Source organism: Nocardioides sp. (assembly GCA_037045645.1).
GTDB lineage: Bacteria > Actinomycetota > Actinomycetes > Propionibacteriales > Nocardioidaceae > Nocardioides.
This window is the reverse complement of the sequence record JBAOIH010000003.1, coordinates 121,746-139,713: the sequence shown is the minus strand read 5'-3', so window position 1 is coordinate 139,713 and position 17,968 is coordinate 121,746. Positions and strand designations below refer to the sequence as shown.

15 protein-coding genes and 1 pseudogene are annotated in these 17,968 nt (G+C 68.0%); 8 read left to right on the top strand and 8 right to left on the bottom strand.

Features of this window, described 5'->3' with window-relative positions:
- Positions 1-131: 131 nt before the first annotated feature.
- From V9G04_12480 to V9G04_12460, 5 genes are read right to left on the bottom strand one after another with little or no spacing between them, the layout of a single operon-like run.
- Positions 132-2,600, bottom strand: coding sequence for a hypothetical protein (locus tag V9G04_12480; GenBank protein ID MEI2714073.1), 2,469 nt, complete (start codon positions 2,598-2,600; stop codon positions 132-134).
- A 37-nt stretch (positions 2,601-2,637) separates the two neighbouring features.
- A complete protein-coding gene (locus V9G04_12475) occupies positions 2,638-3,096 on the bottom strand; it encodes a hypothetical protein (protein MEI2714072.1) in 459 nt (152 codons plus the stop codon).
- Positions 3,097-3,149: 53 nt separating this feature from the next.
- On the bottom strand, positions 3,150-4,466 hold the full coding sequence (locus tag V9G04_12470; GenBank protein ID MEI2714071.1) for a hypothetical protein: 1,317 nt from the start codon (positions 4,464-4,466) through the stop codon (positions 3,150-3,152).
- A gap of 30 nt (positions 4,467-4,496) precedes the next feature.
- Positions 4,497-5,246: an IclR family transcriptional regulator gene (locus tag V9G04_12465; GenBank protein MEI2714070.1), complete on the bottom strand. Its 750-nt coding sequence runs from the start codon at positions 5,244-5,246 to the stop codon at positions 4,497-4,499.
- A complete protein-coding gene (locus tag V9G04_12460) occupies positions 5,243-6,112 on the bottom strand; it encodes a GNAT family N-acetyltransferase (GenBank protein ID MEI2714069.1) in 870 nt (289 codons plus the stop codon). Before V9G04_12460 ends, V9G04_12465 begins: the two co-directional genes overlap by 4 nt.
- A gap of 89 nt (positions 6,113-6,201) precedes the next feature.
- Between V9G04_12460 and hutH the strand changes: the two genes are divergently transcribed.
- The gene (gene hutH / locus V9G04_12455; protein MEI2714068.1) at positions 6,202-8,172 is read left to right on the top strand and encodes a histidine ammonia-lyase; all 1,971 of its coding nucleotides are present in this window, start codon (positions 6,202-6,204) and stop codon (positions 8,170-8,172) included.
- A gap of 2 nt (positions 8,173-8,174) precedes the next feature.
- On the opposite strand, the gene V9G04_12450 is transcribed toward hutH, so the two are convergent.
- Complete coding sequence (locus V9G04_12450; protein MEI2714067.1) at positions 8,175-8,633, bottom strand: hypothetical protein; 459 nt, start codon at positions 8,631-8,633, stop codon at positions 8,175-8,177.
- A 35-nt stretch (positions 8,634-8,668) separates the two neighbouring features.
- Between V9G04_12450 and hutU the strand changes: the two genes are divergently transcribed.
- The 7 genes from hutU to V9G04_12415 all read left to right on the top strand — a co-directional run bounded on the left by hutU (position 8,669) and on the right by V9G04_12415 (position 14,821).
- Complete coding sequence (gene hutU, locus V9G04_12445) at positions 8,669-10,366, top strand: urocanate hydratase (protein MEI2714066.1); 1,698 nt, start codon at positions 8,669-8,671, stop codon at positions 10,364-10,366.
- 67 nt (positions 10,367-10,433) lie between these two features.
- Positions 10,434-11,672: an FAD/NAD(P)-binding oxidoreductase gene (locus tag V9G04_12440; protein MEI2714065.1), complete on the top strand. Its 1,239-nt coding sequence runs from the start codon at positions 10,434-10,436 to the stop codon at positions 11,670-11,672.
- Between the two features lie 7 nt (positions 11,673-11,679).
- Entirely contained in the window at positions 11,680-11,994 is a 315-nt protein-coding gene (locus V9G04_12435) for a TusE/DsrC/DsvC family sulfur relay protein (GenBank protein MEI2714064.1), read from the top strand.
- 15 nt (positions 11,995-12,009) lie between these two features.
- A complete protein-coding gene (locus V9G04_12430; protein MEI2714063.1) occupies positions 12,010-12,615 on the top strand; it encodes a DsrE/DsrF/DrsH-like family protein in 606 nt (201 codons plus the stop codon).
- A gap of 23 nt (positions 12,616-12,638) precedes the next feature.
- On the top strand, positions 12,639-13,517 hold the full coding sequence (locus tag V9G04_12425) for a crotonase/enoyl-CoA hydratase family protein (protein ID MEI2714062.1): 879 nt from the start codon (positions 12,639-12,641) through the stop codon (positions 13,515-13,517).
- 3 nt (positions 13,518-13,520) lie between these two features.
- On the top strand, positions 13,521-14,153 hold the full coding sequence (locus V9G04_12420; GenBank protein MEI2714061.1) for a DUF1345 domain-containing protein: 633 nt from the start codon (positions 13,521-13,523) through the stop codon (positions 14,151-14,153).
- On the top strand, positions 14,150-14,821 hold the full coding sequence (locus V9G04_12415) for a uridine kinase (protein ID MEI2714060.1): 672 nt from the start codon (positions 14,150-14,152) through the stop codon (positions 14,819-14,821). The genes V9G04_12420 and V9G04_12415 overlap by 4 nt, the downstream gene beginning before the upstream one ends.
- On the opposite strand, the gene V9G04_12410 is transcribed toward V9G04_12415, so the two are convergent.
- Positions 14,811-15,674 carry an SGNH/GDSL hydrolase family protein gene (locus V9G04_12410; protein MEI2714059.1) on the bottom strand — a complete coding sequence of 288 codons (864 nt, stop codon included), beginning with the start codon at positions 15,672-15,674 and terminating at the stop codon, positions 14,811-14,813. The two genes, V9G04_12415 and V9G04_12410, sit on opposite strands and share 11 nt — an antisense overlap.
- A gap of 123 nt (positions 15,675-15,797) precedes the next feature.
- Positions 15,798-17,943, bottom strand: a pseudogene (gene katG, locus V9G04_12405) (catalase/peroxidase HPI).
- Positions 17,944-17,968 lie beyond the last annotated feature (25 nt).

Sequence of the window (17,968 nt, the reverse complement as noted above, 5' to 3'; positions counted from 1 at the left end):
GGACTCCTCAAGCAAAGCCGGCGTCGCCCGCGCGCGCGGACGGTCACCGAGACACGTGGCGCTGACACTACGCGGGGTCGCGCGGCGCCGCAGCCGACGGGGACGTGAGAAATGCTACCCAGCGGTAGCCGTCAGCGGATCCGGACCACCTTGCGCACCTTCCCGGCCGTCCCGAACCGCACCTTCGCCCGGCCCTGAGTCGTGCAATAGGTGTACGTCGCGCCGAGGCGGCGATAGGGCTGTCCGACCGCGCGCAGCACGTCGGTCGTACGCATTCCCGCGCGCACTGCACGAGTGAACGCCCGCGGCGAACGCTGCAGCGACGGATTGCGGCACGAGTCCGGTTTGATGCCCTGGGCGCGCTCCCAGGTCTGGAGGTACGCCTCGGCGCCGCGCGCCAGGTCGGCGGCGATCTTCGGCCCGTCGCCCGCGCCCGCGACGTGCTGCACGTCGCGGATCCAGTCGGGGTAGAGCCCGTAGTGCGCGACGCCGTCCGTATTGATGTCCCAGGTGCGCTCGCCGGCGTGGTTGCGGTCGACGGTGACGCCCCCGAGGCCGGTGAAGGGGTACGTCACCGGGTCGGGCGCACCGGCTCCGCGCGGATCACCCTGCGCGCCGAGGCCGTTGATGTCGGCACCGAAGCCCATCCCGAAGTAGTAGCGCGAGTCGGCCCAGGTCAGGTGGCGGCGCCACTTCTCCACGAAGCCGGCCGAGTCACCGGCGTACGGCGCGACGAACCCGCCGAGCGCATAGATGCGGGGGTACGCATCCGGCGTCGACCACGAGTGCGAGGACAAGATGCCCGAATAGCCCAACGCCTCGACCTGGTCCAAGGCGGCGTTGCGCGCCTTCCACGACATGTGATCGGGATCGAACATCATCTTGCGTTGCGCCAGACGATTGATCAGATGCTTGCCGAGCGTCGTCAGCCCGCGCTGGTTGCAGTGCTGGGGCGGGCCGTAGAGCGGCAGGGCGGGCAAGGCGTTGAGGCCCGCGATCGTGGCGATCGCGCCGAAGAGCGCGTCCTGCTGCTGGGCGTCGATCGGGACCGACGTCAGTTGGGTCTTGTCCGCCGACTCGCCGTCGGCAGGAGCGCAGTGCAACATATTCCAGTACGACCCGGTCTCCAAGAAGTTGGCCGAGTTCACGGCCACGCCGACCGCACCTTCGTCGCCGGCCACACCCGACAGGGCGTTGTCGAACTTGTTGACCAGCTCCATCTGGCGTACGCCCCAGCCGTGCACCTTGGCCAGCTGAGCGTCGATCTGCTCGGGGCTGCAGGCGGGCACGTCGAGCTTCATCGTGCAGCCGAACGGGATCGAGGTCTCGATGCCCAAGATCACGGCGAGCTTGCCGTCGTTGATGACTCGCCGTGCCTCAAAGGGGTTCTTCACGATCCGGAAGAAGCCCTGGCCCGGCCCGCCATATTGCGCGTCGATGTAGTCCTGCAAGGCGTACGTCGCCTTGGCCTCGCGCTCCATCGTGTCCATGTCGTCGCAGGTGACGTCCTTCAGATCACGCTTGAAGGGATAGAGCCGGCAGAGCTGGTTGTTCTCGACGAGCAGGTTGACGAACAGCCGCTGCCCGCCGAGCCAGGCGCGCTCCAACCACTTCCAATAGGTGCCCTCGTGGGTCAACGAGTCAGGTGCGGGCCAGTCCTTGAAGGTGGGCCAACCCGTGGGGTCATGCGAAGGCCTGCCCGACAGCACGGACTCCAACGGGTTGACGCCAGTCATGTGGTCGGCGCAGTCCTGGAGTGCGTACGCCACGCCATAGCGGTGCCAGGGCCGACCGCAGTGCGCACCACCCAGGAACTCGTACGCCATCAGGTGCGTGTGGGCATCGGCATAGCCGGTGACCTCCTGGAAGGCCGTCTTCCCGCGAAACGGCGACCCGGTCACGTTGGTCTCGGCCTCGGGGTAGGGCGTGCAGCCGCTGCGCTCGACCAACCGGAAGGGGGTGCCGGTCGGCCCGGTGGAGAGGTTGCCTTCGGTCAAGGTCAGAGCCCGGTTGCCGCTGGTGAGCGTGAACAGCCGCTTGCCCGCGCGGCGTACGACCCACTCGCCGGCGGGACTGGGGCTCGGTGCGTTCGTGACGCCGGTCGCGGTCGCGCTCAGGAACGTCCGGTCGGCGCGGTAGAGCAGGTAGATGCCGAGGTCGGTCGCCTGGAAGTGGAAGTCGTCGGCGATCGGGTCGCCGTTCTTTGACGCCAGCGTGTAGCAGCCACCCGCGGCTTCATAACGGGTGCGGGCGGTGCGCACCTTCGTTACGACGTCGCCTGCGGTGGCCACCTGGCTCTCGACCTGTGGTGCTCGCGTGGAGCGTTGCGTCGAGACGTACGCCCGCCGCTGCCGCGCCTGCTCGGGGGTCGTCGGGTCGTCGGCCTCGCCGTCTGCCTCGCCGGAGCGGGAGACCGCGTTCTTGGTCTTGGCGTCGCCGAGCGTCGCGTCGCGTACGGCACGGCGTTGGTCCACGGTGTCGCGGAAGACGACGGCCTCGGCCTCGGTCTCCTCGGACGGATTCACCACCACCGCGCCCGCGACCAGGATTCCCCCGACGCCGAGCGCCAGCCCGAGATGACGTACCCACTCGTTGCCCATGCGGGTTCAACGAGAGCGGCGCCGCGAGGTCACTCGACTAACTGCGGTGACGGTCGTCGGTGTCGTCGTAGCGGGAGTCGTTGCCCGTGTCGGCCGGTCGGTCAGTCGTCGTCGTGTCTTGCGCTCCCGGGGTGGTGGGGGAGTAGTCACGCGCCGAGGTGTCGACGTCGGGGTCGAGTTCGTCGGCGCGACGCAACTGCTCCTCTTGGCGAGCCTCTTCGTACGCGTGCCCCTGCTGGGCTTCCTGGGCGCGCGCCTCGGCCTGCTCGGCCTCGAGACGGGCACGATCGGCCTCCAACTGGCGCTCGCGCGCCTCCAGGTCGGCGTCGCGGACGGTGGTGCCGGTGCCGACGTCGCGGCGCAACTCGTGGGCCTGCTCCCGGTGGGCCTCCGCCTGCTGGATCTTCTTGCGACCGGCGATGACAGCGCCGATGGCGACCGCCAGTGCGAGGACGACGAGCACGACGATGAGCACGATCACGGTGGATTGGGACATTCCACGACGCTAGAGCCTGGCTAGAAGCGCGGCCTCCCCCGCAGGGGTGGTGCTCACCCGGGGGGTGGCGGCGAGAAGTTCAAGGTGACCGGGCCGGATTTGTTCGACCAAACCTCGAACATCCAGGTAGCCAGGTCAGGGCCGATCAGCTGGGTCGTCCTGATGCCGCCCGGCGCGTTGGTCAGGCTCGGCAGCACGCTCGGGCAGAACTTCACGCAGTTCTCTCGCAGCGCACCCTCCGGCGCGCCGAAGACACCCCAGGCCGCGCCGTCGGGCAGTTGTGAATCATTCAGGCTGAGGGTGCTGCCGCGAGGGGCCGTGACTCGTACGACGGTGCTCCGCAGGCCGGTCAGTTGCAAGGGGATCGCGCCGGGGGCGGTCGCGTCGATCACGGTCGGTGTTTCCGCGAGCATGCGACCTCGCACCGACGGCGCGATCACGTGATAGGTGCCGGTGCTGGGCGCGATCCAACCGCCCGCGATCGGTCTTTCGACAGAACTGCCGTCAGGACCGGTCACCACGACGGGCGCCTCGTGGTTCAGCCAGAGATTCGGGGCGGCATCGATGATCCGTTGGCCGGCCTGGGCCGTGAAGGTGAGGTCGAGTTCGCGGCCCAAGATCTGGGCGCGATCGAGAGCTGTCGGCCGGTTGAGGGTGACCGGGACCGCAAAGGGGGTCGAGACTCTGAGGTCGACCCGGCCAGGCGACTTGGCCTGGAGCACGCTCAGCCGATAGCGGCCAGCGGGGAAGGTCGGCGCCATGAAGGTCATCACCTTCTGTTCCGGGATCCGCAGGATCGGACCCTGTGGTCCGTCCACCAGGATCCGCCACCCGCTGACACCGGTGTTGCGCGCGAACGTGTTGCGCAGCTCGGCCAGCGTCACTCGCTGGCCTTTGCGGACCCGGAACTGCAACACGGCCGCGGAGCCCGCGCCGTCGAGCCGCACCTTGGTGGCCGCCCCGTTGAGCGGCATCTTGGTGAACTTCGCCTTGGCGAGGGTGAGTCGGGGTTTCGTACGCGCGGTCAGGCAAGGCTTGTAGGCCACCTTGTACGTGCCGCTGCTCGGCAACCGGAAGAGCGGTGCCATCGGCTGCGGCGTCAGCCATTTCGACTTGCCGGCGGGGGTCGTGAAGATCCAGCTCGGGCAGGGCGCGCCCATGTCGCCCTGCTCCTGGTCGTCGAGTTGGACGAAGTCGCCCTTGGCGCCCTTGAACCGAACTGTGGTGACCTTGCCCGCACCTCGGGAGGCGACCGAGTCGCCGTACGACATCAGCGACGGCCCGGACGGTGCTGGTGCTGGGTCCTGATTCGGGGCGCAGGCCGTCACTGCTCCGGCAAGGAGCAGTCCCGTGGCGAGAGCCAGCCGCATTCTCGAAATATAGGGCAAACGCGGCGCGCGTCAGCCGTGCCCGCCGAGGCGCTGGGTGAGGGCGAGCGCAACGCGGGCGACGGCCTTTTCGTACGACGTCGACTCCTGGTCGGCTGCGAACGTCACCGCGACCGCGGCCACGGGATGCTCGTTGTGGTCCAACACTGGCGCCGCGACGCTGGCCAGCCCCGGAGTGACCTCGCCGTCTTCGGACGCGTAGCCGCGGGCACGAGTCTCGGTCAGCACCCGGCGCAACGCCGAGAGTGATCGCGGTCCCCGGTCGTGCCGGTCCACGAAGGCCGCGGAGTCAGGGAACAACGCCCGCACCTGCGCGGCCGGCAGGTGGGCCAGGATCGCTCGGCCGGTCGCGGTGAGGTGCGCGGGCAGGCGTACGCCCACGTCGGTGACCAACGGCGGCCTGCCCGGCGCCCGCTCCTCGACGACGTAGAGGACGTCGCGACCGTGCAGCACGGCCAGGTGGGTGCTCTCGTGGGTCTCGTCGGCCAACGCCGCCACGTGTCGGCGCGCAATCCGGGCGAGGTGGTCCTGTCGAGCGAAACCGGAGCCGACCTCGAATGCGGCCGGTCCGAGACCGAATCGTCGCTCCTCGGCCAGATGCGTCACGAAACCCTCGGCCACCATCGCCGTCATCAGGTGATAGGCCGTCGAGCGGGGCAGGTCGCAGGCGCGCACGATGCTGGCGAGTGGCACCGGGTCGGGTTGTCGGGCCAGGTAGCGCAGGACACGCAGGGTCCGGGTGGCGGCGGGGACGTTGGTCATAGCGGTCGTACGCCCAACCGCGGGTTGGCGAAGGGTCGATAGCCGAGTCGATCGTTGACCGCGACCATCGGTGCGTTGTCGCCGTCGTTGCCGGCGAAGCAGCGCTTGATCCCGGCGTTCGCCGCCGCGTTGAGCGCGTGCTGTTTGCGCAGCAGCGCCAGGCCCAAACCGCGATGGTCGGGCCGGGTGCCGGTCATGTTGGACCACGCGCGTACGCCTGCGCTGCCGACCTGGGTGAACGCGACGAGCGCTCCGTCGACGAGCACGCCACGGCTGAGTTCGGCACGGTTGCGCGGGTCCTCCCAGTCGGCGAGCCACTCGTCGTACGACGTCTGCAGCGAGAGGCCGGAGGGATCGTCGGAGACGACCGCGTTGAAGAGCGCGTGGATCTCGCGAGGGTCGATCCGAGTCAGGTCGACGACCCGAGCGTCGGTCGCAGCCTGCGGAATGAGACGCGGATCCACGGCCGACATCCGAAACGTGCGAGTCAGTTCGAAACCCCACGCCGCCGCAGCACGTCGCGAGTCCTCGCCGTCCTCCACGATCGCGTGGAGGGTGTCGCGATGGGTCGCCTCGGCCCAGCGGAGCATCCGGTCGAGCAGCGCGCGCCCGACCCCGCGTCGGCGAGCGGAGGGCAACACCATCAACTGCAACGACGTGTGCTCCTCGTCCTCGTACGCGCGCAGGCGCGCGAGCGCGACGACCTGCCCCTCGACCTCGGCGACCAGTCGTACGGCATCGGGCGCGTCCGTACGCATCTCGTGGTGGGTCGAGCGGGCGTCCTGCACGAGATAGGGAGACGACTCCTCGACGATCCGCGCCCACGCCGCGGCATCGTCGAGAATGGCGTGGCGGATGTCAGGCATTGGCGAATCCTACGTCCAGTCTCGGATCCGAGACTGGGAACGGTTGTGAGTGGTGCCCCCGGAACGCGTTCGCGAGTTTGCTGGATCCCATGAGCACTGACCCCGTGGCCGTCGACGTCGGGCCGCTGAGCATCGCAGACGTCGTACGCGTGGCCCGCGACCTGGCTCCCGTACGCCTCACTGACGATGCGCTGGCGGCGATCGATCGGGCCCGTCTGGTGATCGACGAGTTGGCCTCGTTGCCGACCCCGGCCTACGGCGTCTCCACCGGCTTCGGGGCGCTGGCGACCCGGCACATCCCGGTCGAGATGCGCGCGCAGTTGCAGAAGTCGTTGGTCCGCTCACATGCGGCCGGGTCGGGTCCCGAGGTCGAGCGGGAGGTCGTACGCGCCCTGATGCTGCTGCGGCTCTCGACGCTGGCGACGGGGCGTACGGGCGTCCGCCGCGAAACCGCCGAACTCATGGCCGCGCTGCTCAACCACCAGATCACGCCGGTCGTGCGGGAGTACGGCTCGCTCGGCTGCTCCGGTGATCTGGCGCCGCTGTCGCACTGCGCGCTGGCGCTGATGGGGGAGGGCGAGGTACGCGACGCGACGGGCGTATTGATGCCGGCGGCATCGGCCTTGACCGCAGCCGGGTTGGCTCCGGTGGAGTTCGCGGCCAAGGAGGGACTCGCGCTGATCAACGGCACCGACGGGATGCTCGGGATGCTGGCGATGGCGATCACCGACCTGACGATGCTGCTGCGTACGGCCGACATCGCCGCGGCGATGAGTGTCGAGGGACAACTCGGGACCGACCGGGTGTTCGCGGCCGAACTGATGGCGATCCGCCCGCAGCCTGGCCAGGCGGTGTCTGCTTCCAACCTGCGCGCGCTGCTGAGTGGCTCGCAGATCATGGCCTCGCACCAGACCGGCGACTGCAACCGGGTGCAGGATGCGTACTCGCTGCGCTGCTCGCCCCAGGTGCACGGCGCGGCACGCGACACGGTCGCCTATGCCGCGACGGTTGCGGGATATGAACTCGCGAGTGCCGTCGACAACCCGGTGGTGATGGGTGGTTTCGACCCGATGGTTGAGGAGGGCGGAGCCCGTCTCGAAACCACAGCCCCGGTGTCGGGTGGTTTCGAGACGGTGGTTGAGGAGGGCGGAGCCCGTCTCGAAACCACATCCCCGGTGTCGGGTGGTGTGTCGGTCCCGGTGGAAGGTGGTTTCGAGACGCCCGCTGGCGCGGGCTCCTCAACCACCGGTTCTTCGGTCTCGGGTGGTGTGTCGGTCCCGGTGGTGATGGGTGGTTTCGACCCGGTGGTTGAGGAGGGCGGAGCCCGTCTCGAAACCACAGCCCCGGTGTCGGGTGGTTTCGAGACGCCCGCTGGCGCGGGCTCCTCAACCACCGGTTCTTCGGTCTCGGGTGGTGTGTCGGTCCCGGTGTCGGGTGGTTTCGAGACGCCCGCTGGCGCGGGCTCCTCAACCACCGAATCCAGCGGGCGCGTCGAGTCCAACGGGAACTTCCACGGCGCCCCCGTGGCGTACGTCCTCGACTTCCTCGCGATCGTCGCGGCCGACGTCGCCTCGATCAGCGAACGGCGTACGGATCGCTTCCTCGACCGGGCCCGCAACCACGGGTTGCCGCCCTTCCTGGCTGACGACCCGGGGGTCGACAGCGGCCACATGATCGCGCAGTACACCCAGGCCGCGATCGTGTCCGAGCTCAAGCGCCTCGCGGTGCCCGCGAGCGTTGACTCGATCCCGAGCAGCGCGATGCAGGAGGACCACGTCTCGATGGGCTGGAACGCCGCGCGCAAACTGCGGCGCTCGGTCGACGGGCTCGGCCGGGTCGTCGCGATCGAAGTGCTCACCGCCGCCCGTGCCCTCGACCTGCGGGCGCCGTTGACGCCGTCACCCGCGACGGCGGCGGTCGTACGCCTGCTGCGTGCGCACGGCATCGAAGGTCCAGGCCCTGACCGCCACCTCTCGCCCGAGATCGAGGCCGCAGTCGGCCTCGTCCAGTCCGGCGAGGTGCTCGCAGCGGTGCAGAACGTGATCGGAGAGTTGGCGTGACGTCAGCCCGCCGCCGCGGCGCGATTCATCCGCTGGAAGGTCTGCGCCAGCCACACCACAAAAAGGATCAGCAGCGGATCGACCTCGTCCTCGACCTCAAGGGTCAGTTGCGCGCTCAGCAAGCCCTTGCGCTTGACCGCGATCATCACGCGATCGGCCAACATCAGCGAATAGCGACCCGACATCTGCGACTCGACCCGAAGCTCATAAGACTTGCCCTGCCATTGCACGGCGCCAGAGTGATTGCGCATCCCGTTGCGATCCCACGTGCCCAGCGCGGTGCCGTGGCCGTCGCGCGCGGCGGCGTGCCACTGCATCAGCCCCGAAACCTTGGCCTCGCACGTGGCCCCGGATGTCGTACGCAACTCGGCCGTGTGGCTCATCCAGCCGGTGCGCGCCACAGTGCCGACGCCCGATACCTCGGTGGCGCCCGTGGCGTTCTTCTCCGTCGTCAGTTCCATGCCAAGCCCCATTCTCTCGCCATCAGGAGTCCTCGATGACCAACCCACGCCTACCCATCCACGCCCCGCACGGAACGTCCTTGAGTTGCGGCTCCTGGCAGACCGAAGCGCCGCTGCGGATGTTGATGAACAACCTCGATCCCGACAACGCCGAGCGCCCCGAGGACCTCGTCGTCTATGGCGGCACCGGCAAGGCGGCGCGCAACTGGGAGGCGTACGACGCGCTCCTCGCCACTCTCAAGACGCTGAAGGACGAGGAGACGCTGCTGGTGCAGTCCGGCAAGCCGGTCGGCGTGATGCGTACGCACGAATGGGCGCCCCGCGTGCTGATCGCCAACTCCAATCTGGTCGGGGACTGGGCCAACTGGGAGGAGTTCCGGCGCCTCGAAGACCTGGGGCTGACGATGTACGGCCAGATGACCGCCGGGTCGTGGATCTATATCGGCACCCAGGGGATTTTGCAGGGGACATTCGAAACGTTCGCGTCGATCGCGGATCTGCGGTTCGACGGCACGCTGGCCGGGACGATCACGTTGACGGCAGGCCTCGGCGGGATGGGCGGCGCACAACCGCTCGCGGTCACGATGAACGACGGCGTCGCGATCTGCATCGAATGCGATCAACACCGGATCGACCGGCGGTTGGAGACGCGCTATCTGGACGTGCAGGCCGACGATCTGGACGACGCTCTGGCTCGGGCTGTGGAGGCGCGAGATGCCAGAACCCCTTTGTCCATCGGGCTCCTCGGCAACGCCGCCGACCTCGTGCCCGAGATTCTGGAGCGCCACCACGATGCGGTTGAGAAGGGTCGAGGGTTGATCGACATCGTCACCGACCAGACCTCCGCACATGATCCGCTGTTCTACCTTCCGAGTGGCGTCGACCCCGACGACTGGGCGCGCGAACGCGAGGAGGACCCGCGCGGCTTCACCAAGCGGGCGCAGGAGTCGATGGCCAGGCACGTGCGCGCGATGGTGGAGTTCCAAGACGCGGGTGCGGAGGTCTTCGACTACGGCAACTCGATCCGTGACGAAGCTCGAAAAGGTGGCTACGACCGGGCGTTCGAGTTCCCGGGATTCGTCCCCGCCTACATCCGGCCACTCTTCTGTGAGGGCAAGGGCCCGTTCCGTTGGGCGGCGCTGTCCGGCGACCCGGCCGACATCGCGGCCACCGACCGTGCGATCAAGGAACTGTTCCCGGCCGAGGAGAAGCCGGCGTACGCCCGCCTGCACAAGTGGCTCGACATGGCAGCCGAGCGGGTGCAGTTTCAAGGGCTGCCGGCTCGGATCTGCTGGCTCGGCTATGGCGAACGCCATCGTGCCGGGCTGAAGTTCAACGAGATGGTCGCGTCGGGTGAGTTGAAGGCGCCGATCGTGATCGGGCGCGACCACCTCGACTGCGGCTCGGTGGCCTCTCCCTATCGCGAGACCGAGGCGATGGCCGACGGCTCCGATGCGATCGCCGACTGGGCGATCCTCAACGCGCTGGTCAACACCGCCTCGGGCGCGACCTGGGTGTCGTTCCACCACGGCGGCGGTGTCGGGATCGGGCGGTCCCTGCACGCCGGGCAGGTGTGTGTGGCCGACGGGACCGACCTGGCCGCCGAGAAGATCGAACGGGTGCTGACCAACGACCCCGGCATGGGCGTGATCCGGCACGTCGACGCGGGCTACGACCGCGCGGTCGAGGTCGCGCAGGAGCGAGGCGTACGCATCCCGATGCGAAGCGTGTGACCTGCGGATCATGTGATCTGACAGTCATTCTCTATACCCTGGGGGGCATCGGTCGTACGCTCCGAATATGCCCACTCTGCTGATCCTCGGCGGGGGCACGGCTGGCACCATGGCCGCGAACCTGCTGCGCAAGAAGCTCGATGACGACTGGTCCATCACGGTCATCGATCAGACCAATGAGCACCACTACCAGCCCGGGTATCTCTTCGTGCCCTTCTGGATGGAGCCTGACCGGATCGTCAAGCCGCGTGACCGATTCCTGCCCGAAGGCGTCACCTACCGGCAACAGAAGATCGAGCGCGTGGACCCCGACGCTCGGGTCGTTCATCTCGAGGGCGGCGACACCACGTCGTACGACTGGCTGATCGTGGCCAGCGGCTCGCACCCGCGCCCCGACATGGTGCCGGGCATGGCCGACGGCGCGTTGTGGCGCGATCGGGTGCACGAGTTCTACACCCTCGAAGGCGCCAAGGCACTGCACGACAAACTGAAGAGCTTCGAGCGCGGTCGGCTGCTGGTGCACGTCAGCGAGATGCCGATCAAGTGCCCCGTGGCGCCGCTGGAGTTTGCCTTCCTGGTCGAGGATCACTACCGCAAGCGCGGCATCCGGCACCTCGTCGACATCACCTTCGTCACCCCGCTCGACGGCGCCTTCACCAAGCCGGTCGCCTCCAGCGCCTTCGGTGACCTGCTCGACGAACGCAGCATCCGGCTCGCCGCCGATTTCGCGGTGGAGCGGATCGACAACGACGCCTCCACTCTGGTGGCGTACGACGGCCGCGCCCTCCCCTTCGACCTGCTGGTCACCGTGCCGCCGCACACCGGGGCGCAGTTCGTGATGGATTCCGGCCTGGGCGACCCGATGGGCTGGATCCCGGTCGACAAGCACACCTTGCGTTCGACGCAACACGAGCGGATCTGGGTGTTGGGCGACGCCAGCGACATCCCGACCTCCAAGGCGGGGTCGGTGGCGCACTTCGCGACCGAGTTGTTCGTCGACAACTTCGTCGCCGCGACGCAAGGTCGCGACCTGCCACACGCCTTCGACGGGCACGCCAACTGCTTCTTGGAGTCCGGCCGGGGCAGGGCGCTGTTGCTCGACTTCAACTACGAGACGCAGCCGTTGACCGGCACCTTCCCGGTGCCGGGAATCGGCCCGATGTCGCTGCTTCGCAACACCAGACGCAACCACCTGGGCAAGTTGGCGTTCGAGCAGATCTATTGGCGGATGCTGCTGCCCGGTCACCGGCTCCCGGTGCCGCTGAACATGTCGATGGCCGGCAAGGTCCCGGCCGAGAAGGGATGACTCGACGATGCCCACCAACACGCTCCACGAGCATGTCTTCACCGTCGACGACGAGGGCTTCTTCACCGACTCGAGTCAATGGAACGAGGCACTCGCAGCCGATCTCGCCGAGTTGGTCGACCTGCCCTGGGATGACGCCCACGCCGCACCGATCCGCTTCATGCGAGATGACGCCGCCAAGACCGGCGCCACCCCCACCCTGCGCCGGATGCAGACCGTCGGCGGCTTCGACATCGCCGAGCTCTATCGACTCTTCCCCGGCAAACCAGCCAAGAAGATGGCCTGGCTCGCAGGCCTGCGCAAGCCCGTCGGCTGCGTGTGAGAAGGAGGACCTCAGATGGCACAGATCCCCGACGGCTTCGTGATGCCGGACTTCGGAGCCACTCGTACGACTCCCGCCGCAGCGGCGGTCGCCACCGGTGACGTCCAGGCTTACGCCGGGCCTCGCAAGATGGCCTTCATCTGCTCCAAGGGCAATCTCGACATGGCCTACCCGGCGTTGATCATGGGCAACGCAGCGTTGGGCGAAGGCGTCGAGGTGCATATCTTCTTCACCTTCTGGGGCCTCGACATCGTCAACCGCAAGCAGAACAAGAAGTTGGCGTTCACGATGCTGGGCAACACCGCGATGCACATGCCCGAACTCGCCAAACTGCGGCCCGGCTGGGAGCACAAGTCGATGCCGCAAGGGATGGGCGGGCTTCCCGGAGTGACCCGCTTCGCCACCTGGATGATGAAGAAGCAGATGCGCGACCTGGAGATCCCCGACGTACCCGAATTTCTCGACCTGCTGCAGGCTGCCGGAGCCCACATGTATGCCTGTCGGCTCACGTTCGACATGATGAAGGTGATCGAGGCCGACCTGCACCCAGGTGTCGAAGGCGTCATCTCCGCGACCGACTTCATCGAGATCGCCGAAGGGGCGCAGATCGTCTTCGTCTGACCCGCCTACTCGAAGGACGACGCATGACGTACGAAACCCTGCGGATCGAGCACCGCGACGGCGTGGCTGTCCTCCACCTCGACCGGCCGGACGCGATGAATGCCTTCACGGTCACGATGGCCGAGGAGTTGGAGGCGTACTTCCGTGCGGTCAACACCGACGATGACGTACGCGCGGTCGTGGTCACCGGCAGCGGGCGAGCCTTCTGCGCCGGGATGGACCTCAGCATGGAGGGAAACGTCTTTGGTCTCGACGAGTCGCGTGATCCGGGGCTCGCCGACATGGCCGACCTCGACGATCCGGCGATCGCCCGCGTACGTGACACCGGCGGGCGCGTCACGCTCGCGATCCACGACTGTCGCAAGCCGGTGATCGCTGCCATCAACGGTGCCGCTGTCGGGATCGGCGCCACGATGACCCTCGCGATGGACCGCCGAGTGATGGCCGAGGGAGCCCGGATCGGGCTCGTCTTCGGTCGGCTCGGCATCGTCCCCGAGGCCGCGTCGAGTTGGTTCCTGCCGCAACTGGTCGGGCTGCCGACCGCGCTGGACCTGATGCTGCGCGCGGACATCCTCACCGCTTCGCAAGCGGCCGAAGCGGGGCTCGTCGACGAGGTCGTAGCCGCTGACGCGCTCCTCGATCACGCGGTGAGAATCGCGGATGCGTGGACCCGCGACCGGTCACCCGTGGCAGTCGCGCTGACGCGCCAGATGGTGCGCCGCAACGCGGGTCTGACGAACCCGACCGACGCGCACCGGATCGACTCGCTGGCGATGTTTCACACCAGTGTCGGCGACGGCAAAGAGGGTGTCGCAGCGTTCCTGGAGAAGCGACAGACTCGCTTCGAAGGCAAGGCTTCGCGGCTTCCTGACTTCTACGACGACTGGGTGCGCGAAGATTGAGCCATGCTGCGTCCTGTGCCTGCGACCGTGCGCATCGGCGCAGCTTTCGGTGCTGGGCTCGTCGTTGGCGCTGTGACCGGATGGGTTGCCGGGTTGGCGATGGGCGTGCTGGCTGGACTGTGTGTGACGTACGCCGTGATCGTCGTCGGCGGCTGGTTGACGCTGTGGCCGATGGATGCGCGTCAGACGCGAGACAACGTACGTCGACAAGACCTCTCGACCCGCGCTGAAGAGGCGTTGGTCGTGTTCATCACCACCACCGGGGTCGTCGCGATGGCCACGGTGCTCGCGATGCGTACGGTCGCCTCGCAAAGCGCGGGCGCGGTCCTGGCTCTCGTGGGCGTCTTTTTGGCCTGGGGCACTCTGCATTTGATGTATGCCGCTCGCTATGCCGATCTCTACTTCGGCGAGCCTGAGGGCGGCATCGACTTCAACGATGGCCAGGAGCCGGCCTACCGCGACTTCTTCTACTTCTCCTACAACCTCGGGATGACCTTCCAGGTCTCCGACACCAACGTGACGTCGGCCCAGGTGCGCGCGGTGGTGCTGCGGCACTGCCTGCTCGCGTGGGTCTTCGGCGCGGTGATCTTGGCCAGCACTATCAACCTGGTGGCGGCTGTGGTGGCCCGAACATGACGGTCCTTGGGCATGTGGCCGATCAACTCGGCTATCCGTCCCGCCCGCTGCTGGTCGCGATCGACGGGCCGGACGGTGCCGGCAAGACCTGGTTCGCCGATGCGCTCGCCCGGTTGTTGATCGAGAGGTCGTACGACGTCGTGCGCGCCAGCGTCGACGATTTCCATCACCCGCGGGCCTTCCGGCACGGCGCGGGACGCACGGCCGAGACCGTGTGGGAGCGGTCGTACGACTATCGCGCGCTGCGCACAGAACTGCTCGACCCGTGGCTCACCGGACCCGGCAGCGCCTTCCGGCATCGCTTCCATGACCTCGACGGCGATGGCTATTTCGACGACCCTGCGCAGCAGGTGCCCGAGCGTGGGGTGCTCGTGCTCGACGGGGTGTTCGCCCAGCGTCGCGAACTCTCGAATGCGTGGGATTTCGTGGTCTATCTCGATGTGCCCGAGTCGGAGACCGTGTCGCGGATGGCCAATCGAGACGGTGTGCCCGATGACCCAGCGCACCCCGACCAGGCGCGCTATCTGGGTGCGCAACGGTTGTATCGCGCACACGTGGATCCCGTGCGTTATGCCGATGTCGTGATCGACAACAGCGACTTCCACGCGCCGAAACTGATCGGGGCGACGGCGTCGATGTGCCCGACCTGCGGTCATGTCACCTCTTGAGGGCGCTCGGCTTGATCGCGGCCGTGACGGCGGCGGTGTAGGCGGCGTACCCCGCGACGTTGGGGTGCAGCGCCACCGGGTCATTCAGGGGAGTCAGGTAGGGCTCGGGCGCGTTGACGCCATGGTCGAGGAACCGCTTGGTCACGTCCACGAAGACATAGCCGTGGCTTTGCGCCTGGGCCTTCATCGTCTTGTTCAGCAGGTCGGCGGCGTCGTTGAGTGCCGTCTGCTCGGCAGGCGACGCGCCGAAAACGGCGCCGTACTCCGGCGAGAACAACCGCGGATACCCGGTGACGTACACCTTTGCGTCTGGCGCCTTCGAGTCGATGCCGTCATAGACCGTCTCGAGGCGCTCAGGCAACACCGTCGTGGCAGTCTGCTTGGCGGTGGCGATCGCGCTGGCACAGGCCGCGTCGCCCAACGCGACGCACGACACGGTCACGCTCGACCAGCCGGTGTCGTTCCCGCCGATCGACAGCGTCACCACGTCGGTGTCAGCGTCGAGTGCTTCCAGTTGCCCGCCCGCGATCAAGGACGTCGTCGTCGCGCCGCCACACGCGACGAAGTCGTCGAGCTTGAGTCGCATCCGCCCGTCGATCTGCACGCCGTACGCGGACTGCGAGCGCCCGCACGCGGAGTACGGCGGCACCCCCGCACCCGAGCCGTACGAATCGCCGAGCACGTCGAGGACGTACGACTTCTTCGCCTTCGGCGGCTTCTTGCCGGGGTGCTTGGTGTGGCCATTCGCGTGACCGTTGCCCCCACCTCCCGCGATCGCCGGTGCGGAGACCGCAGATCCGGTGAGGACGAGCGTGGCGGCGGCAGCGAGAGCGGCGAGACGGCGCGAGGTCATCTCGGCAGGGTACGTCGGGATGGGCGGCCGCGTCACCACCCCCAAGAACTGCGGCCGGAGTCGAGGCGCTGGGCACCTCGATGGCTCCCGCGGCCGCAGTTCTTCCGGGTGTGGAGTTAGACCTCAGCGGTGCAGGTCGAAGCGATCAAGCTCCATCACCTTGACCCACGCCTTGACGAAGTCGGCCACGAACTTGTCGGCCGCGTCGTCGGCGGCGTACTCCTCCGCGAGGGCGCGCAGTTCGGCGTTGGAACCGAAGACCAGGTCGGCACGCGTGCCGGTCCAGGACTTCTCGCCGTTGCTGCCCTCGAAGGTGTCGGACGGCTCGCCGTCGGTGGCGGTGCCCTTCCAGATCGTGTCGATGTCGACCAGGTTGACGAAGAAGTCATTGGTCAGTTCGCCGACGCGGTCGGTGAGTACGCCGGCCGCCGAGCCGCCGCTGTTGGCGCCGAGCACCCGCAGACCGCCGACCAGCACGGTCATCTCGGGTGCGCTCAGGTTGAGCTGGTTGGCGCGGTCGACCAGGAGGTATTCCGCCGGGAGGCGCGCGCCGGCCTTGCCGACCCAGTTGCGGAAGCCATCGGCGTGCGGCTCCAAGAAGGCGAACGACTCGACGTCGGTCTGCTCCTGGGTGGCATCCGTACGACCGGGCGTGAACGGCACCGTGAAGTCGAAACCAGCCGCGCGTGCGGCCTGCTCGACGCCGACGCCGCCCGCAAGCACGATCAGGTCGGCCAGCGAAATCTTGCCGTCGAGCGAGGCGTGCAGGTCCTCGAGCGTACGCAGCACCGTCGCGAGCTCACCGGGATTGTTGACGTCCCAGCTGCGCTGCGGCTCCAGGCGGATGCGGGCACCGTTGGCGCCACCGCGCTTGTCGCTCTGGCGGAACGACGCGGCCGAGGCCCACGCCGTCGACACCAGTTGCGACACGGTGAGTCCGGTGTCAGCGATCTGCTGCTTGATCGCGGCGACATCGGCGTCGGTGACCAGATCGCCTTCGACCTCGGGCAGCGGGTCCTGCCAGAGCAACTCTTCCTGCCGGCACCTCGGAGCCGAAGTAGCGCGAGACCGGACCCATGTCGCGGTGGGTCAGCTTGAACCACGCGCGGGCGTACGCATCGGCGAACGCGTCCGGGTTTTCCAGGAAGTGCTTGGAGATCGGCCCATAGATCGGGTCGAAACGCAGCGCCAGGTCAGAGGTCAGCATCCGCGGCTCGCGACGGCCGTCGCCGAACGCCTCGGGCACCATGTCGGAGCCGCCGCCGTTCTTCGGCCGCCACTGGTGTGCACCCGCCGGAGACTTGGTGAGCTCCCACTCGTACCCGAACAGGATGTGGAAGAACTCGTTGTCCCAACGGGTCGGGTGGTAGGTCCAGGTGACTTCCAGGCCGCTGGAGATGGTGTCGGCGCCGACGCCACTGGCGTACGAACTCTGCCAGCCCAGGCCCATCTGCTCCATCGGGGCGGCCTCGGGCTCGGGGCCGACCGCAGCGGCGTCGTCCGCGCCGTGAGTCTTGCCGAAGGTGTGTCCACCGGCGATCAGCGCGACGGTCTCCTCGTCGTTCATCGCCATCCGGCCGAAGGTCTCGCGGATGTCGATCGCAGAAGCTAGCGGGTCGGGGTTGCCGTTCGGCCCCTCCGGGTTGACGTAGATCAGACCCATCTGCACCGCCGCGAGCGGGTTGTCGAGGTCGCGCTCGCCGGTGTAACGCTGGTCGGCGAGCCACTCGGTCTCGGGACCCCAGTAGACATCGTCGTCAGGCTCCCACGCGTCGATGCGACCGCCGGCGAAGCCGAACGTCTTGAAGCCCATCGACTCCATCGCCACGTTGCCCGCCAGCACGATCAGGTCGGCCCAGGAGAGCGACTTCCCGTACTTCTTCTTCACCGGCCACAGCAGGCGTCGCGCCTTGTCGAGGTTGACGTTGTCGGGCCAGGAGTTGAGGGGGGCGAAGCGCTGCTGGCCAGATCCTGCGCCGCCGCGCCCGTCCTGCACGCGATAGGTGCCGGCCGCGTGCCAGGTCATCCGCACCATCAGCGGGCCGTAGTGGCCGAAGTCGGCCGGCCACCAGGGCTTGGAGTCGGTGAGCACGGTCTCGATGTCGCGCTTGACCTCGGCCAGGTCGAGGGCCTCGAACGCCGCCGGGTAGTCGAAGTCGGGGTCCTGCGGGTTGGCAACCGCCGGGTTCTTGGCCAGGACCTTGAGGTTGAGACGCTTGGGCCACCAGTCGCGGTTGGCGTCGCCCTGGGTGGGCTCGGCGCCGTGCATGACGGGGCACTGCTGAGCAGGACTC

Bases quoted from the DNA above. Each gene is read 5' to 3' on its own strand.
- V9G04_12480 (MEI2714073.1), bottom strand. From the start codon at position 2,600: ATGGGCAACGAGTGGGTACGTCATCTCGGGCTGGCGCTCGGCGTCGGG.
- V9G04_12475 (MEI2714072.1), bottom strand. From the start codon at position 3,096: ATGTCCCAATCCACCGTGATCGTGCTCATCGTCGTGCTCGTCGTCCTC.
- V9G04_12470 (MEI2714071.1), bottom strand. From the start codon at position 4,466: ATGCGGCTGGCTCTCGCCACGGGACTGCTCCTTGCCGGAGCAGTGACG.
- V9G04_12465 (MEI2714070.1), bottom strand. From the start codon at position 5,246: ATGACCAACGTCCCCGCCGCCACCCGGACCCTGCGTGTCCTGCGCTAC.
- V9G04_12460 (MEI2714069.1), bottom strand. From the start codon at position 6,112: ATGCCTGACATCCGCCACGCCATTCTCGACGATGCCGCGGCGTGGGCG.
- hutH (MEI2714068.1), top strand. From the start codon at position 6,202: ATGAGCACTGACCCCGTGGCCGTCGACGTCGGGCCGCTGAGCATCGCA.
- V9G04_12450 (MEI2714067.1), bottom strand. From the start codon at position 8,633: ATGGAACTGACGACGGAGAAGAACGCCACGGGCGCCACCGAGGTATCG.
- hutU (MEI2714066.1), top strand. From the start codon at position 8,669: ATGACCAACCCACGCCTACCCATCCACGCCCCGCACGGAACGTCCTTG.
- V9G04_12440 (MEI2714065.1), top strand. From the start codon at position 10,434: ATGCCCACTCTGCTGATCCTCGGCGGGGGCACGGCTGGCACCATGGCC.
- V9G04_12435 (MEI2714064.1), top strand. From the start codon at position 11,680: ATGCCCACCAACACGCTCCACGAGCATGTCTTCACCGTCGACGACGAG.
- V9G04_12430 (MEI2714063.1), top strand. From the start codon at position 12,010: ATGGCACAGATCCCCGACGGCTTCGTGATGCCGGACTTCGGAGCCACT.
- V9G04_12425 (MEI2714062.1), top strand. From the start codon at position 12,639: ATGACGTACGAAACCCTGCGGATCGAGCACCGCGACGGCGTGGCTGTC.
- V9G04_12420 (MEI2714061.1), top strand. From the start codon at position 13,521: ATGCTGCGTCCTGTGCCTGCGACCGTGCGCATCGGCGCAGCTTTCGGT.
- V9G04_12415 (MEI2714060.1), top strand. From the start codon at position 14,150: ATGACGGTCCTTGGGCATGTGGCCGATCAACTCGGCTATCCGTCCCGC.
- V9G04_12410 (MEI2714059.1), bottom strand. From the start codon at position 15,674: ATGACCTCGCGCCGTCTCGCCGCTCTCGCTGCCGCCGCCACGCTCGTC.